Annotated in this window: 15 protein-coding genes and 1 pseudogene; 7 read left to right on the top strand and 9 right to left on the bottom strand. The window is 60.5% G+C overall.

All coding sequences use genetic code 11. From position 1 onward, the window contains the following. The first annotated feature begins 326 nt into the window (after positions 1–326). The 6 genes and pseudogenes from AC1RT4_RS01420 to AC1RT4_RS01395 form a co-directional block, all read left to right on the top strand. Entirely contained in the window at positions 327–455 is a 129-nt protein-coding gene (locus tag AC1RT4_RS01420; RefSeq protein WP_493083067.1) for a hypothetical protein, read from the top strand. A 50-nt stretch (positions 456–505) separates the two neighbouring features. After that, entirely contained in the window at positions 506–1,729 is a 1,224-nt protein-coding gene (locus tag AC1RT4_RS01415; RefSeq protein WP_493083065.1) for a YcaO-like family protein, read from the top strand. Then, complete coding sequence (locus tag AC1RT4_RS01410; RefSeq protein ID WP_493083063.1) at positions 1,726–2,676, top strand: class I SAM-dependent methyltransferase; 951 nt, start codon at positions 1,726–1,728, stop codon at positions 2,674–2,676. The genes AC1RT4_RS01415 and AC1RT4_RS01410 overlap by 4 nt, the downstream gene beginning before the upstream one ends. After that, positions 2,673–3,551 carry an alpha/beta fold hydrolase gene (locus AC1RT4_RS01405; RefSeq protein WP_493083060.1) on the top strand — a complete coding sequence of 293 codons (879 nt, stop codon included), beginning with the start codon at positions 2,673–2,675 and terminating at the stop codon, positions 3,549–3,551. Before AC1RT4_RS01410 ends, AC1RT4_RS01405 begins: the two co-directional genes overlap by 4 nt. Before the next feature lie 159 nt (positions 3,552–3,710). Further along, positions 3,711–3,953, top strand: a complete 243-nt coding sequence (locus AC1RT4_RS01400; protein WP_493083058.1) for a type II toxin-antitoxin system Phd/YefM family antitoxin — start codon at positions 3,711–3,713, stop codon at positions 3,951–3,953. 13 nt (positions 3,954–3,966) lie between these two features. Then, positions 3,967–4,065, top strand: a pseudogene (locus AC1RT4_RS01395) (PIN domain nuclease); the annotation flags it as partial. A gap of 55 nt (positions 4,066–4,120) precedes the next feature. On the opposite strand, the gene AC1RT4_RS01390 reads toward AC1RT4_RS01395, so the two are convergent. From AC1RT4_RS01390 to AC1RT4_RS01365, 6 genes are read right to left on the bottom strand one after another with little or no spacing between them, the layout of a single operon-like run. Continuing rightward, entirely contained in the window at positions 4,121–5,863 is a 1,743-nt protein-coding gene (locus AC1RT4_RS01390) for an ABC transporter substrate-binding protein (RefSeq protein WP_007951484.1), read from the bottom strand. Between the two features lie 47 nt (positions 5,864–5,910). Continuing rightward, positions 5,911–6,183: a DUF2160 domain-containing protein gene (locus AC1RT4_RS01385; protein WP_039767461.1), complete on the bottom strand. Its 273-nt coding sequence runs from the start codon at positions 6,181–6,183 to the stop codon at positions 5,911–5,913. 10 nt (positions 6,184–6,193) lie between these two features. Then, the gene (locus AC1RT4_RS01380; protein WP_115078485.1) at positions 6,194–6,994 is read right to left on the bottom strand and encodes a carbohydrate ABC transporter permease; all 801 of its coding nucleotides are present in this window, start codon (positions 6,992–6,994) and stop codon (positions 6,194–6,196) included. A 9-nt stretch (positions 6,995–7,003) separates the two neighbouring features. Further along, a complete protein-coding gene (locus tag AC1RT4_RS01375; RefSeq protein WP_007951487.1) occupies positions 7,004–7,870 on the bottom strand; it encodes a carbohydrate ABC transporter permease in 867 nt (288 codons plus the stop codon). Next, complete coding sequence (locus tag AC1RT4_RS01370) at positions 7,867–8,979, bottom strand: ABC transporter ATP-binding protein (RefSeq protein ID WP_493083055.1); 1,113 nt, start codon at positions 8,977–8,979, stop codon at positions 7,867–7,869. The genes AC1RT4_RS01375 and AC1RT4_RS01370 overlap by 4 nt, the downstream gene beginning before the upstream one ends. Continuing rightward, a complete protein-coding gene (locus AC1RT4_RS01365) occupies positions 8,979–10,073 on the bottom strand; it encodes an ABC transporter ATP-binding protein (protein WP_007951489.1) in 1,095 nt (364 codons plus the stop codon). The genes AC1RT4_RS01370 and AC1RT4_RS01365 overlap by 1 nt, the downstream gene beginning before the upstream one ends. A gap of 271 nt (positions 10,074–10,344) precedes the next feature. Here AC1RT4_RS01365 and AC1RT4_RS01360 point away from each other — a divergent pair, with 271 nt between their 5' ends. Beyond that, positions 10,345–12,210, top strand: coding sequence for a sigma-54-dependent Fis family transcriptional regulator (locus AC1RT4_RS01360; protein WP_493083053.1), 1,866 nt, complete (start codon positions 10,345–10,347; stop codon positions 12,208–12,210). Positions 12,211–12,226: 16 nt separating this feature from the next. Here AC1RT4_RS01360 and AC1RT4_RS01355 read toward each other — a convergent pair whose 3' ends face one another. The 3 genes from AC1RT4_RS01355 to AC1RT4_RS01345 form a co-directional block, all read right to left on the bottom strand. Further along, entirely contained in the window at positions 12,227–13,438 is a 1,212-nt protein-coding gene (locus AC1RT4_RS01355; RefSeq protein WP_493083051.1) for an MFS transporter, read from the bottom strand. Positions 13,439–13,681: 243 nt separating this feature from the next. Next, on the bottom strand, positions 13,682–15,064 hold the full coding sequence (gene cysS, locus AC1RT4_RS01350) for a cysteine--tRNA ligase (protein ID WP_262196243.1): 1,383 nt from the start codon (positions 15,062–15,064) through the stop codon (positions 13,682–13,684). Between the two features lie 20 nt (positions 15,065–15,084). Continuing rightward, positions 15,085–16,785 (bottom strand): glutamine--tRNA ligase/YqeY domain fusion protein, encoded by a 1,701-nt coding sequence (locus tag AC1RT4_RS01345; protein WP_493083049.1) that lies wholly within the window; start codon positions 16,783–16,785, stop codon positions 15,085–15,087. Positions 16,786–16,995: the final 210 nt, after the last annotated feature.

Raw genomic sequence — 16,995 nt, 5'->3', positions numbered from 1 at the left:
AATCACCGCACAAGTGCTGCATCCATCCCCGTAAATCCTTCAGTACGAATTTGCGTCATCCCTGCGCTGAAACGTCTGACAGCGACAGAAGACAGAACGCCTCAAACCGATGATTCCTTTCGCGTGGTTCGCCCGTTGCCACGCAGTGCTGCCCCCCAGAAACACGTCCGCCCGGCGTCAATTCACGTTTTATCAGTACGTATTTCGACATCGCTGAAACCCGCGACTGGAAACGTCTGGACATTTTTGACCCCGCCCTCACCGCCCTTTTAGATTCGGCTCGTGCTTGCAACAGCACTCCCAAACAACAACCAAGGAGCAACATCATGGGCTACATGAGCAGCTGGAACGCCAACCAGATCGAAGAACTCGACGAGCAGGAAACCCCTTCGGCAGAGCAGATTGAAGCACTGCAATTGACCGAGGAAGAACAGGCGGAACTCAACGCCGAGTGACAGAACCCGCGGGGGCCTTGCGCCCTCGCGGGCTTTCCAGGAAGGGAATCATGGACAAGACAACGTTGGTCGAGCGTGAGCTCACGGCCGATCAGGCAGAGCGGCGTATTGATGCCGAGCTCTCACGCCTGGGACTCACACCGCACACCCGCACCCTCGGCAGCAAAGTCGTTGCCGTTCAGGCGAGTCTTCATGGCGGCGACAACCGACATGCCCGTGGCTCCGGCAAGGGCTATGCAGATCACGCGTACCTGGGCGCGCTTTATGAAGCGCTCGAGCACTACTGGACGGATGAGCTCCGTACCACCGATGTTCACCACGAGACGGAACGCTATTTCAAAGACACGCCGTTGTTTGCCGATGACTCGCTTCTGCACAGGCTCACCTGTCAGCAAAACGTGCGCATCACCTGCCGGACCTATGTCTGTCCGCCGTGGCATGACCGGTTTTCCTATCCGGTGGCGCTGACCTCGCCGAACGGCTCACGTTTACCCTCGTCACCGGGCATGGCGGACTACCGCGCCGTGCGGCGCTACGCCAGCAACAGCGGCACCGCGATTGGCGCCACTTACAACGAAGCGATGCTGCACGCCGCCAACGAATGCATCGAACGCGATGCCGTGTCGTTGTTTCTGCTTGATCATTTTTATTACCAGAACCATCCGCCACTGCGGCGGGTGGCACCTCTCACTGAAAGCGACGAACTCGGTCGTCTGTGGGCCGATGCCGAACAGGAGATCGACGGCGAAATCGTGCTGGTGGATATCAGCACCGAGTTCACGACCCGGACTTTTCTGGCCTTCACCACGAAGCCGGGCGCTCACCCACAGGTATTCGGCAGTGGCAGCTCCCTCGACCCGCGTCACGCGGCGTGGCGGGCGCTCACTGAACTGGTGCAATTGCAACTCAGCGCCGCCGAACCCGAATACCGACAGACGCTGAACAATGCGCTGCGCAATCTGCAGCCCTTCCCGCGCCTGCTGCGCTGTGCGCAGTTCGATCCGCAGACGCTGCTGCATCGCTGCATTCAACACGAGGTGAGACTGGCGGATTCCGCTAAAGACCTGACGGTGCAAAATCAACTGCACTTGCTGACTCAAGACCTGCGGATTCACGGCCGTACGCTGGGTGCAGCCGTCCTGCAGCGAACCGAGCTCGGCACCACCCTGCTCAACGTGGTGATCCCCGGACTGGAACGCTTCTTCGTGGTATCCAGCGGCAACGTCGTCATCCCGCAAGCCCGGGGCCAGACTTTGGAGAGGCCAGCCCCATGAACCGACTTGATCGCACCCGGGAACTGACATTGGCCCGATCCATGCGCCTTTACCTCAACGAGAACGGCGCTGTTGGCCACTACCTCGAACCGCGGGGCAGTGGACTGCATCACGTTTTTTTCCTGCGGGTGAACGATGAGCTCTGGGTCGGCCGCAAGCTCCTGCAACGTGACCGGCATTTTCGGTGGCAGGCCGGCAGCGCGCTTAAACCCGGCATGTTATTTGGCCCGCATCTCCATTCATTGTGGGGTGATGACGGGTTGTCGATCGGTTTTCGGACGGCCTCCCTCGCAGAGAAGGCGCAGGTCTTCGAGCACGCCTTGCATCAGGCTGACAGCGAGATCCTGTTTCCCTTTCCACTGCTGGATGAGACAGGCCGGGAAGCGGTCTGCCCGGCAGACTTCTGGCAATGCAACGAATCACTGGCCGAACAGCTGAATACCGACGAGCACCATTTGCGCGAATACTGCGCCGGGCTGCTCCAGGCCATCACTGAAAAAGGCGCACTGATTTACGACCCGGCCTGTTCGACCGGCGCGTTCATCGCCCACCTCGCCCGAGCCCTGCCCGACTGTCTGTGCCTGGGGACTGACCGTTCGGCCTCGATGATCGAACATGCCAGGCGCTGGCACAGCCGGACCTCCGTCGAATTCGACGTGCTGGAGGCGAGTGAGGCTTCCGATGCCGGGATTCGCTGCGATGTCTTGATCCTGCGTTTCCTCAACGCCGAAGTCTTGACCCGCCGTGAGGCCCAGGCCGCATTCGAATCGCTGATCCGCTGCGTAAAACCCGGTGGCACGATCCTCGTCTTTGGTCACACGCCGGTGCTGATCCCGGTCATCTGGCTCGCCTCCATCCACAACCTGAAACTTGAATCCAGCGTGGCGGCGCGGCCTGGGCAGGTCGAGCTTTTCCAGTTCTATCGTCTGACGGTTCAGGCGTCATGACCTTCTCCCTGCACAGCCGAGGTTATTACCCGACCGGCGACGGCCATCAACTCTATTGGGAACGCCATGGTGTTCCGGGACGCGAACCGGTGTTTTTCCTCCATGGCGGCCCCGGCGGGCGTATCAGCCGCCACCATTTGCAGTTCTTCGAACCGGGTCGGTTCGACATCATCCTGTTTGACCAACGGGGTTGCGGGCGCTCGACGCCCTACGGCGAACTGCGGGATAACACTACCGGGATGTGTGTCGAAGACATCGATGCCCTGCGCCAGCATTTCGGCTTCGAAAAAATCAGCGTGCTGGGCGTGTCATGGGGTAGCTGGCTGGCGATCCAGTACCAACAGCGCTACCCGCAGCACCTGCTGAAAACCACGTTGGTCTCGGTATTCGTGCCGTTTGCCGACAATGTCCGGGCCTACGATCAGGCGCTCAATGACGGGCTGACGCAATCGCCTCAAACGTCGTCAGGCCATCGCGCGAAGGACATCTACCGGATCCTCGGCGAAGGCTGTCCATTGCAACAACGCCGCGCCGCCATCGAATGGTTGAACGCTGTTCTACGTCGCACAGGACAGACGATTTGCCCCGACACACTGGAGCGTTTCGTGGATCAGGAAGCGGTGCTCGCGATTCGGCTGGAACTGCATTACCACCTGCAGAACTACTGCTTCACGCCAAAGGATGAACACCTGACCCTCGACGACAACACCTTGCTGATCCAGGGCATCCGCGACACCCATGGCATGGCCAGCGTGCGCTGGCTCAGGCAACGAATGAACATCCACTGCCGGCTGCTGCACGCCGGGCACAACGCCTTTGAAAACGCCCTCCTCAAAGCGGTGCGTCGGGCGGTGAAACGTGAGATCGAAAGGTAAGCGCTATATGGCCGTAGGATCTTTTTCCGTTACTGGCCCGTCCCGCCGGGAATACAGAAAGCTCTCTCCAGAATGCCCGTCTCGTCCTACAGCCACGCCAGGAAACAAGACGTTATCTTGGGTCACGGTTTACCAAGCGGCTGAGGATATGAGGAAGACATGATGATCATCGTTCCGTTGGCCGAAGCAAAAAACAATCTATCCAGACTCGTCGATGAGGCCGCCTCGGGGCAGATCATTACAATTGCCAAACATGGGCGTGCACTCGTTCGTCTGGTTCCTGTCACCAAGGCTCACGGTCCGCGCATAGGTGCGATGAAGGGCAAACTCGTGCTTCCAGAAAACTTCTACAGGCCACTACCGGATGACATGCTCAACGCGTTTGAGGGTGGCCAGTCATGAGGGTATTGCTCGAAATCGGCTTATTGTTGCAACAGCCATGGTAGAGCCGATGAAGCTGCTAACCGCCGATCCCCTGGTGGCTCAGTACACAGATCTGGCTGTTCTGGTCTGAATCCCGCACAAAGAAAAACGGCACCCGAAGGTGCCGTTCCGCCCCGCAAAAAACCTTACTTGCGTGCCGCCTCCCACGACTTGAGCAGTTCGTTGTAGCTCACGGTTTCGCCTTTCGGTTTCTCGTTGGCCAGTTTCGGTTTTGGTGCGCCCGGCTGGTCGAACCAGTATTGCGCGTCGCGCTCGGGGTTCATTTTCGGTGCGCACACCGCTTGGGCCTTGGAGCGTTCCAGACGGGTCATGATCGCGTCCTGATCCTTGGCCAGACCGTCGAGGGCCTGTTGCGGGGTCTTCTCGCCGCTGGCGGCTTCGGCGATGTGGCTCCACCACAGTTGTGCCAGACGTGGGTAGTCCGGCACGTTGGTGCCGGTCGGCGTCCATTGCACGCGGGCCGGGCTGCGATAGAACTCGACCAGACCACCGAGTTTCGGTGCCAGGTCGGTCATCGCTTGCGAGTTGATGTCCGACTCGCGAATCGGCGTCAGGCCGACGATGGTTTTCTTCAGCGACACGGTTTTCGAAGTCACGAACTGCGCGTACAGCCAGGCCGCGAGTTTCTGTTTCTCAGGCGTGGATTTCATGAAGGTCCACGAGCCCACGTCCTGATAACCGAGTTTCATCCCCTCTTCCCAATACGGCCCGCGTGGCGACGGTGCCATGCGCCATTTCGGCGTGCCGTCGGCGTTAACTACCGGCAGGCCCGGTTTGGTCATGTCGGCGGTGAAGGCGGTGTACCAGAAGATCTGCTGGGCGATGTTGCCCTGGGACGGCACCGGGCCGGACTCGGAGAAGGTCATGCCCGCCGCTTCCGGTGGCGCGTACTTCTTCAGCCAGTCGACGTATTTGGTGGTGGCGAACACCGCCGCCGGGCCGTTGGTGTCGCCGCCGCGGGTCACGCTGGAGCCGACCGGGTGGCAATCCTCGACGCGAATCCCCCACTCGTCCACCGGCAAGCCGTTGGGAATGCCCTTGTCGCCGCCACCGGCCATGGAGAACCAGGCATCGGTGAAGCGCCAGCCCAGGGACGGGTCTTTCTTGCCGTAGTCCATGTGCCCGTAGATGCGTTTGCCGTCGATTTCCTTGACGTCTTCGCTGAAGAATTTGGCGATGTCTTCATAGGCCGACCAGTTCACCGGCACGCCCAGTTCATAGCCGTACTTTTCCTTGAACTTGGCTTTCAGGTCGGCGCGTTCGAACCAGTCGGCGCGGAACCAGTACAGGTTGGCGAACTGCTGGTCGGGCAATTGATAGATCTTGCCGTCCGGCGCGGTGGTGAAGGAGATGCCGATGAAGTCCTTGATGTCGAGGGTCGGCGAGGTGAAGTTCTTGCCTTCGTTGGCCATCAGGTCGGTGATCGATTCGGTCTTGCCGTAGCGAAAGTGCGTACCGATCAGGTCCGAGTCGTTGACCCAGCCGTCGTAGATGTTCTTGTCCGACTGCATCACCGTCTGCATTTTTTCCACGACGTCGCCTTCCTGCAGCAGGTCGTGGGTCAGCTTGATGCCGGTGATTTCGCTGAAGGCCTTGGCCAGCACCTTGGATTCATATTCGTGGGTGGTCAGGGTTTCCGAGACGACCTTGATGTCCATCCCGCGAAACGGCTCGGCCGCCTTGATGAACCACTTCAGTTCTTCCAGTTGCTGCTCGGCCGTCAGGGTCGACGGCTTGAATTCGCTGCCGATCCATTTTTTTGCGGCATCTTCGTAGGCGTCGGCCCAGGCGGACGCGCTCAAACCGCTGAGTGCCAGCATGGCTGCCAATGAAATGCTATGTCGCAGCTTATTTTTCTTATCGAACATAGAGACCTCCTGTTAGGTTTTCGGAGCAAGATTGCCGAGCGATTCGACTAGCCCCAACGCATCACAGCCAACAGCCACACCAGGGACAACGCGGACGCTACCCAGATGCTCCAGTCGGTCACGCCGATTACCAGCAGATGCAGGTAGGCGCTGCCGAGAAGACCGATGAACAAGCGATCGCCACGGGTGGTGGCAATCGGCAGAAACCCTCGCCGCAAGATGCTCGGCGAGCGCAATTCCCAGGTGGTCATGCCCACCAGGATCAACCCGATCACGATGAAAAACGCCGCCGTCGGGACGGTCCAGCTCATCCATTCCATCATCAGTTCCTCAGACCCGGCCCAAGGCAAAGCCCTTGGCCACGTGGTTGCGAACGAACCAGATCACCAGCATGCCGGGGAGAATAGTCAACACCCCCGCTGCCGCCAGTACGCCCCAGTCAATGCCGGACGCCGACACCGTGCGCGTCATCACCGCCGCGATCGGTTTGGCGTTCACCGAGGTCAGCGTGCGCGCCAGCAGCAGCTCGACCCAGGAAAACATGAAGCAGAAAAACGCCGTCACACCGATGCCGGAGCCGATCAGCGGAATGAAGATCTTCACGAAGAACTTGGGAAAGCTGTAGCCGTCGATGTAGGCGGTTTCGTCGATCTCCTTCGGCACACCGGACATGAAACCTTCGAGGATCCACACCGCCAGCGGCACGTTGAACAGGCAGTGCGCCAGTGCCACGGCAATGTGGGTGTCGAACAGGCCGATCGATGAATACAGCTGGAAGAACGGCAGCAGGAACACCGCCGGTGGCGCCATGCGGTTGGTCAGCAGCCAGAAGAACAGGTGCTTGTCGCCAAGAAAGCGATAGCGCGAAAACGCGTAGGCCGCCGGCAGTGCCACGGTCAGGGAAATGATCGTGTTCAGACTGACGTAGTACAGCGAGTTGATATACCCGGTGTACCAGCTCGGGTCGGTGAAGATCACCTTGTAGTTCGCCAGCGTGAAATCCTGTGGGAAAAGAGTCAGTCCGCCGAGGATTTCGGTGTTGCTCTTGAACGACATGTTCAGCAGCCAGTAGATCGGCACCAGCAGGAACAGGATGTAGAGCAGCAGTGGAACAAGCTTTCTTTTGCTCATGGCCGGGCCTCAGCGGTTGGCATCGTTGTGGGTCATGGCGGTGTAGAACAGCCAGGACACCAGCAGGATGATCAGGAAGTACACCAGCGAGAATGCCGCCGCCGGCCCCAGGTCGAATTGGCCTACGGCCATCTGGGTCAGGGTCTGACTCAGGAAGGTCGTCGAGTTGCCCGGCCCGCCGCCGGTGAGCACGAACGGCTCGGTGTAGATCATGAAGCTGTCCATGAAGCGCAGCATCACCGCGATCAGCAGCACGCTCTTCAACTTGGGCAACTGAATGTGCCGGAATACCGCCCAGGCCGAGGCCCGGTCGATACGCGCGGCCTGGTAATACACGTCGGGAATCGCCCGCAGCCCGGAGAAACACAGCAGCGCCACCAGCGAAGTCCAGTGCCAGACGTCCATCACCAGCACGGTGACCCAGGCGTCCATGGTGTTAGCCGCGTAGTTGTAACTGATGCCCATGGCGTTGAGGCTCGAACCCAGCAGGCCGATGTCGGCGCGGCCGAAAATCTGCCAGATGGTGCCGACCACGTTCCATGGAATCAGCAGCGGGATCGCCAGCACGATCAGCACCACCGACGACCAGCGGCCCTTGGTCGGCATGGTCAGCGCGATGGCGATGCCGAGCGGAATTTCGATCAGCAGCACACACGCCGAGTAGATGAACTGACGCAGCAACGAGTCGTGCAAACGCGGATCGAGCAGCACCTGCTTGTACCAGTCGGCGCCGACGAAATAGCGGCTGGACTGGTCGAAGATGTCCTGCACCGAATAGTTGACCACGGTCATCATCGGGATCACCGCACTGAATGCCACCAGCAGGAACACCGGCAACACCAGCCACCAGGCCTTGTTGTTCTGCACCTTGTTCATGGCTGTACCTCGCTGTCGGTGGCATGCAGCAGAAATTCGTCGGCATAGACCATCAGCCACTGCGCCGGAAAACTGATGTAGGCCGTGCCCTGCGGCACCGGTTTGTCCTCGGCCAGACGCACTTTCAGCGGTGCACCGTCGAGATCCAGGGTCATGATCTTGTAGGTGCCGAGGTCTTCGACGTGTACGACCCGCGCCTGCATCGCGTCATCGAACGGCTCGTCCCACACATGGATGAACTCTGGACGGATGCCGACCTTCAGATTTTTCCACTGACCGTGTTCGATATGGCGCTGCAAGGCGTCGGACAGCGGCAGGTGGGTCGAATTGAAACCGACCCCGCCCGGTTGCGGCTGCACTTCGATCAGGTTCATCCCCGGGCTGCCGATGAAGTAGCCGACAAAGGTGTGGCTCGGCCGCTCGAACAATTCCCGTGGGGTGCCGAACTGGACGATCTGGCCGCCGTACATCACCGCGATCTTGTCGGCGAAGGTCGAAGCCTCCAGCTGATCGTGGGTGACGTAGACCATGGTGATGTTGAACTGCTCGTGGATCTGCTTGAGCTTGCGCCGCAGTTTCCATTTCAGGTGCGGGTCGATCACCGTCAGCGGCTCGTCGAACAGGATCGCCGACACGTCATCGCGCACCAGACCACGGCCCATGGAGACTTTCTGTTTTTCGTCGGCGGTGAGGTTGCGCGCTTTTTTGCTCAGCAGGTTCTGCAGGTCGAGGACCTCGGCGATTTCCTGCACCTTGCTGTGCACTTTCGCCTCGGCCAGGCCCTGATTGCGCAGGGGAAAGGCCAGGTTGTCGAACACGGTCATGGTGTCGTAGACCACCGGGAACTGGAACACTTGGGCGATGTTGCGCTTCTCCGGGGTCAGGTCGTTGACCGCTTTGCCGTCGAACAGCACATGGCCCTGAGACGGGCTGAGCAGGCCGGAAATGATGTTGAGCAACGTCGACTTGCCGCATCCCGAAGGGCCGAGCAAGGCATAGGCGCCGCCCTGCTCCCAGATGTGGTCCATCTCGCGGATCGCATAATCCTCGGGCCCGCTCGGGGTTTTGCTGTAGCTGTGGGCGAGGTGCTGCAAACGGATTTCGGCCATCAGGCAACCCTCGCGACGCGCCGGCCCGGTGCCTGCACCAGACGGCCCTGCGCATCGAACACAAACAGTTTATGGGTCGGGATGTAGATGCGGATCGGTGCATCGACGTCGTATTCGTGAACCCCCGGCAGATGCAGCACCAACAGGAAATGCTCGTTGCGCACGTGCAGGAAGGTTTCCGAACCGCTGATTTCCGCCACCTCGACGGTCACCGCCAGTTCCAGGTCGTCGTCGTTGCTCGGCACCAGCGAGATGTGGCTCGGACGCACGCCAAAACGGAACTCGCCCTCGCCCACCGGCCGCAGATCGACGTTCAACGGGAAGTGTACGAAGTTGGCGAAACTCACTTCGTTACCGGCGATGCGCCCCGGCATCAGGTTGATCGGCGGCTCGGAGAACAATTCGGCGGCCAGCACCGTTTGCGGCTGGTGATAGACCTCGGTCGACGGGCCGCTCTGGATCACCCGCCCTTCATGAAGAATGGTGGTGGTGCCGCCCAGCGCCAGCGCTTCGTTGGGTTCGGTGGTCGCGTAGATGGCGATGGTGTGGCGCGCCTTGAACAGCTCGCGCATTTCCTGGCGCAGTTCTTCGCGCAGTTTGTAGTCGAGGTTGACCAGCGGCTCGTCGAACAGGATCAGCTCGGCATCCTTGACCAGCGCCCGGGCCATGGCCGTGCGCTGCTGCTGGCCACCGGACAGTTCCAGCGGATAGCGCTTCAGAAACTTCTCGATGCGCAGCATCTTCGCGGTTTCCTGCACCTTGCTCTGGATCTGCTCGTTGGAGATCCCGGCCTGGCGCAGCGGCGAGGCGATGTTCTCGAACACCGTCATGGTCGGGTAATTGATGAACTGCTGATAGACCATCGACACGTTGCGCAGACGCACCGGGCGCTGGGTGACGTCGACGCCGTTCATCAAGATCCGGCCGCTGTCGGGCTTGTCCAGACCGGCCATCAGGCGCATCAGACTGGTCTTGCCGGACAGCGTGCGTCCGAGCAAAACGTTGAAGGATCCAGGTTCGAATTTCAGGCTCGCATCGTCGATCCAGGTCTGGCCCTCGACGGTACGGCTGACGTGCTCCAGGGTGAGTGACATGGCTCGGCCTTTTTATTATTGGAGTCAAGCGACCTGTCCTGTAGAGCGACATTCGTGCCAGAAACGGCAAGCTGTTGATTTACTGCAAAATTCGCTGGAGGCCACGCAAACCGTGGTTCGTAGCTGAACACAAGTGAACAGTCGTGACTGAACAATTGAACAGTCGGGCGATTGACAATGAACAATAGTGAACAACACTCTATGGATGCTTTTTGCTCGTCGAACGAGCCATAACAAAAACAACAAAGCACCCCTTCAGAGACTGCCAATCATGGCCGCACCTGCCCCGCCGCTTTCCCACGATGCGATCGTCCAGGACTCCTGGTCCCGTTGCCGCGCCTTCGGTCTCAATCATCAAAGCGCCCCGGCCTTCGATCAGTTGCCCGCTGCCGGCATCGCGCAGTTGCTCGACCGCCATCATTCGCTGGTGCAGACCACTCACCAGGAAGTGCTGCCGTATTACGAGAACATCCTGAGCAACTCCAACTGCCTGATCATGCTGGCCGACAATCAGGGCCAGGTGCTGACGTCCTGGGGCACCCAGCGCTTTATCGAGCCGAATCTGGCGCGCGGTTTTCAGGCGGGCGCCAGTTGGGTCGAGCGTGCCAGCGGCACCAACGCCATCGGCACGGCGCTGGCCTGCGAGCAGGCGGTGCACATCGAACATGATGAACACTTTCTCAAGGCCAACCGCTTCATGACCGGTTCCGCCGCGCCGATTTTCGATGCCGAGCGCAAGGTCATCGCCGTACTCGATGTGTCCAGCGACAGCTATCTGCCGCCCTCGCACACCCTCGGCATGGTCAAGATGATGAGCCAGACCGTGGAGAACCGGCTGATCCTCAACCTGTTCCATGGCCAGCACTTTCAACTGACCTTCAACACCGGGTTGAACAACCTCGACAGCCAGTGGGCCGGGCTGCTGATCTTTGATGAGAGCGGTCAGGTGCTGTCGGCCAACCGTCGGGCCGACAATCTGTTGGGTGTGCAGCTGTCGCGGGTCAGCGTTGAAAGCCTGTTCAAGGTGTCGTTGCTGGAGTTGATCAATCAGCCGGACGGTTTGCCGTTTGCCTTGCAGACCTCCGGGCGCAATCGTTTCCAGTGTTTGTTGAAACGGCCTAAACAGGCGCCGATTCAGGCGCGCGTCTTCACTGAAACAAGAACCGCTGAAGCCAGAACCGCTGAACCGAAAGTCGTCGTCCCTACGGCCATCAGCCTGAGCACTTTGCACTTCGGCGACAGCCGCGTGGAAAAAGCCGTGCGCCAGGCCGAGCGGCTGCTGGAAAAGGACATCCCGCTGCTGATTCACGGGGAAACCGGGGTCGGCAAGGAAGTCTTCGTCAAGGCCCTGCACCAGGCCAGTTCCCGCAGCAAACAGGCGTTCATTGCCGTCAACTGCGCGGCGATCCCCGCCGAACTGGTGGAGTCCGAGCTGTTCGGCTATGAAAAAGGCGCGTTCACCGGCGCCAACCAGAAAGGCAGCATCGGCCTGATCCGCAAGGCCGACAAAGGCACGCTGTTCCTCGACGAGATCGGCGACATGCCACTGCCAACTCAGGCTCGCCTGTTGCGCGTATTGCAGGAGCGCTGCGTACAACCGGTGGGCAGTAGCGAGCTGTTTCCGGTGGATCTGCGGATCATCTCCGCCACCAACCGTTCGCTCAGGGAACAGGTGCAACTGGGGCGCTTTCGCGAGGACTTGTACTACCGCATCGGCGGCTTGACCCTCGAGCTGCCACCGCTTCGCGAACGCAGCGACAAGCAGGCACTGTTCAAACGGTTGTGGGAACAACATCGCGAGCCGTCGCAGTGGGCAGGATTGAGTCGTGAGGTGCTGGAGCTGTTCGAACGGCACCCGTGGCCGGGCAATCTGCGTCAGGTCAGCAGCGTGATGCAGGTGGCGCTGGCGATGGCCGAGGAGCAGCCGATTCGGCCCGAGCATTTGCCGGACGACTTTTTTGTCGATCTGGAGATGGAACCGGTGGAAGTGGCCGAGCCGTTGGGCATCGACCTGAACAATGCCGAGGCGTTGAACCGGGAGTTGCAGCTGGCCGGCGGGAATATTTCCCATCTGGCGCGACGGTTGGGGGTGAGCCGCAATACGCTGTACAAACGATTGCGGCAGCTTGAAAGCTGAGCGCCCCCATAGCGGGTCAGGCCGAAATTGCCGGCTCAACAGGCGCGGCCGATGCAGCTGCCAACGTCCGCAGCCCCATCAACACCACGACCATCATCATCAGACCTGCGGCTATCGCAACGCCGAACCCTGCCCGGGCGCCCCAGGCATCAATCACCAGCCCCGCCAGCATGCCGCCCAGCGCCACGCCGATGCTGATCCCGGTGGTCATCCACGTCAGCCCTTCGGTCATTCTCGCCGCGGGGATGATGATCGTCCCCAGCTTCATGACCACGACCATGGTCGGCGCGAACGAGATGCCGGCGATAAACAACATCGCGGACAGGACATAAACGTCCGGTGAGAACACCGGCAATACGCCGGTGACTGCCGTGACCAATATTCCGATAAAGAACTGTTTTTCAATCGCCAGCGAAACCCGCAACGCGCCGAAAGTCAGGCCCGCCACCAGCGAGCCGAACGCATAGGCGGCGAGAATGAAGGTGGCAGCCGATGGCCAGCCCTGCGCGTTGGCAAAAGCCACAACCGCGACATCGATCGACCCGCCAATGGCCCCCATCGCCAGCAGTGCCAGGACAATGGTGCGAACGCCGGGAATCAGCAGGGTCGAACCGCTGTTTTTCCGGTTGCCCGCCACCACTTTCGGTTCGGTCTGACGCTGCATGAGAAACGCCGTCACGCCGACGGCCAGCAGCCCTACCGCCACCAGCGGCCCGGCTTCCGCGAAAAAACTCACGCTCAAACCGATCGCCAGTGGCGGGCCGATGATGTAGGCCAGTTCGGTGAGAACTGTGTCCAGCGAGAACGCGGTGTGCAGTTGCGGCTTGCCACGAAACAGCTGCGTCCAGCGTGCGCGGATCATGGACGGCATGCTCGGCATCGTTCCCGCCAGCGCCGCCAGCACAAAAAACAACGCGGCGGGCGCCCTCAGGTGCACGGCAACGATCAGCGCCAGCAACATGACGATGCTGAAAACCGTGACGACGGGCAGCACGCGGCTCTGGCCACGCTGATCAACCTGTTTCGAGATGCGCGGGCCGAGCAGCGCGTTGGACAGGGTAAACGTGCCGGCGACTGCACCGGCCAGCCAGTAAACGCCGGTCTGCTGCACCAGCATGGTGATGATGCCGATGCCGATCATTGCCTGTGGCAGTCGGGCGATGGAGCTCGCGAGGATCAGCCCGGTGGCGCCGGGTGTCGATACCAGCTCGCGATAGTGATTAGCCATGATTCCTCCCTTCCGGATTCGCCGCTGATGTGCATCCTGCCGCGTGCGCTATCAAGACCTATGCGAATACCAAAAGCAATCACGGGCTTTGATTTTGGCGATCCTGACCATTGCCCCAGAAAAAACCTGCACATTTGATCGTTCCTACGCTCTGCGTGGGAACGATCAAATTGCAGCCCGGAGTAAGCAGCAGAAAAACAAAAACCCGCACAAGGCGGGTTTTGTTTGTAGCAAGCGCAGCAATCAGTCAGCCAGACGCCAGGTCGTGCCGCCCTTTCCGTCTTCCAGCACCACGCCCATGGCGGTGAGCTGGTCGCGGATGCGGTCGGATTCGGCCCAGTCCTTGCCGGCACGAGCCGCCAGACGCGCAGCGATCAGCGCCTCGACTTCGGCTGCATCGACACGCCCTTCGGCGCCGGCCTGCAGGAAGTCATCGGCTTCGAGCTGCAACACACCGAGCACGCTGGCCAGTTCTTTCAGGCGCGCTGCCAGACCGGCCGCCGCATCGAGATCGCTCTCGCGCAGACGGTTGATCTCACGCACCATCTCGAACAGCACCGCGCAGGCTTCAGGGGTGCCGAAGTCGTCGTTCATCACCGTGGTGAAACGCTCGACGAACGCTTCGCCGCCAGCCGGCGCCACGTTCGGCAGGCCTTTCAACGCGTGGTAGAAACGCTCCAGTGCGCCCTTGGCGTCCTTGAGGTTGTCTTCCGAATAGTTGATCGCGCTGCGGTAGTGGCTCGACACCAGCAGGTAACGCACGACTTCCGGGTGGTACTTGTCGAGCACGTCGCGAATGGTGAAGAAGTTGTTCAAGGACTTGGACATCTTCTCGCCATTGATACGGATCATGCCGCAATGCATCCACGCATTGGCGTAGGTCTTGCCGGTGGCTGCTTCGCTCTGGGCGATTTCGTTTTCGTGGTGCGGGAACTCGAGGTCGCTGCCGCCGCCATGAATGTCGAAAGTCTCACCCAGGCAGCAGGTGGACATCACCGAGCACTCGATGTGCCAGCCCGGACGCCCGGCGCCCCACGGCGATTCCCAGCTCGGCTCGCCCGGCTTGACGCCTTTCCAGAGCACGAAGTCCAGCGGATCTTCCTTGGCTTCGTCGACCTCGATCCGCGCACCGATGCGCAGGTCTTCGATCTTCTTGCGCGAGAGCTTGCCGTAGCCCATGAACTTGCCGACGCGGTAGTACACGTCGCCATTGCCCGGGGCGTAGGCGAAGCCCTTGTCGATCAGGGTCTGGATCATCGCGTGCATGCCCGGAATGTGATCCGTGGCGCGCGGTTCCATGTCCGGCTTCTTGATGTTCAGGCGCGCTTCGTCTTCGTGCATCGCCGCGATCATGCGCTCGGTCAACGCTTCGAACGACTCGCCGTTCTCGTTGGCCCGGTTGATGATCTTGTCGTCGATGTCGGTGATGTTGCGCACGTAGGTCAGGTCATAACCGCTGAACCGCAACCAGCGGGTCACCAGGTCGAACGCGACCATGCTGCGGCCGTGGCCCAGGTGGCAGTAGTCGTACACGGTCATCCCGCAGACGTACATGCGCACCTTGTTGCCATCCAGCGGCTTGAAGACTTCTTTGCTCTTGGTGAGCGTGTTGTAGATCGTAAGCACGGTGTTTCCTTAAGACTTGATCACTGGCCCCACGAATCGCGCAGGGTCACGGTACGGTTGAATACCGGCTGGCCTGGTTTCGAGTCCTTGATATCCGCGACGAAGTAGCCTTCGCGCTCGAACTGGAAACGGTCTTCCGGCTGTGCATTGCCCAGCGAGGGTTCAGCACGACAACCGGTCAGCACTTGCAGTGAGTCAGGGTTGATGTTGTCCAGGAAACTCGCGCTGTCTTCGGCCTTCTCCGGGTTCGGAGAACGGAACAGGCGATCGTACAGACGCACTTCGCACTCGATGCTGGCAGCGGCCGGCACCCAGTGGATCACGCCCTTGACCTTGCGGCCTTCAGGGTTCTTGCCCAGGGTGTCCGGATCGTACGAGCAACGCAGCTCGACGATGTTGCCGTCGGCATCCTTGATCGCTTCGTCGGCACGGATCACGTAGCTGCCGCGCAGACGCACTTCGCCGTTCGGCTCCAGGCGTTTGTAGCCTTTTGGCGGCTCTTCCATGAAGTCATCGCGGTCGATGTAGATTTCACGGGCGAACGGCAGCTGACGCACGCCGAGCTCTTCTTTCTGCGGATGACGCGGCAGTTCGAGGTTGTCGACCTGGTCTTGCGGGTAGTTGGTGATCACGACTTTCAACGGACGCAGCACGCACATGGCGCGCGGTGCGTTCGCGTCGAGGTCCTGACGGATGCTGAACTCGAGCATGCCGAAGTCGACCACGCCGTCGGAACGGTTGGTGCCGATCATGTCGCAGAAGTTGCGGATCGACGCCGGGGTGTAGCCACGGCGGCGGAAGCCCGACAGCGTCGACATGCGCGGATCGTCCCAGCCGTTGACGTGTTTCTCGTCAACCAGTTGCTTGAGCTTGCGCTTGCTGGTGATGGTGTAGTTGAGGTTCAGACGGCTGAACTCGTACTGACGCGGGTGCGCCGGTACTGGCAGTGCGTCGAGGAACCACTCGTACAGCGGACGATGGCTTTCGAACTCCAGGGTGCAGATCGAGTGGGTGATGCCTTCGATGGCGTCCGACTGACCGTGGGTGAAGTCGTAGTTCGGGTAGATGCACCACTTGTCACCGGTCTGATGGTGATGGGCGTGGCGGATGCGGTACATGATCGGGTCGCGCAGGTTCATGTTCGGCGAGGCCATGTCGATCTTGGCGCGCAGTACGCGGGCACCGTCCGGGAACTCACCGGCGCGCATGCGGGCGAACCAGTCCAGGTTCTCTTCCACCGAACGGTCGCGGAACGGGCTGTTCTTGCCCGGCTCGGTCAGGCTGCCGCGGTATTCCTTGGCTTGCTCGGGCGTCAGGTCGTCGACGTAGGCCTTGCCGGCCTTGATCAGCTCGACGGCCCAGTCGTGCAACTGGTCGAAGTATTGCGAGGCGTAGCGCACTTCGCCGGACCATTCGAAGCCCAGCCATTTGACGTCGCTTTCGATCGCGTCGATGTATTCCTGGTCTTCCTTGGCCGGGTTGGTGTCGTCGAAACGCAGGTGGGTAACGCCGCCGAACTCCTGGGCCAGGCCGAAGTTCACACAGATCGACTTGGCGTGGCCGATGTGCAGGTAGCCGTTGGGCTCAGGCGGGAAACGGGTGACGATCTGCGTGTGCTTACCCGAGTCCAGGTCCGCCTGGATGATCGGGCGCAGGAAATTGACCGGCGTGACAGGGCCGGTCTTGGAATTCGAGGTAGGGTCGACAGTGGGCTTGCTCATAGGATCCTTGAACGTACAGTGCGCGGCCGGGACACGGGCCTGACAAAACAAAGCCGCTATCATAGCCGATGCTGTCAAGCCCCTGACAGAGCAGGGCTTAAAAGGAATGCATTTAATCGCCGGGTTTTGAAAAACAGCCTCGAAATTCGCGCCTGTCACGCTAAACTGCGCACCTTGGCCTTCACGGGCTGAACCGGTAACGGGGCGAAA

Source organism: Pseudomonas sp. GW821-FHT11D10 (assembly GCF_058808435.1).
The sequence above is the reverse complement of the archived record's forward strand: the minus strand, read 5'-3'. Positions and strand labels throughout refer to the sequence as shown.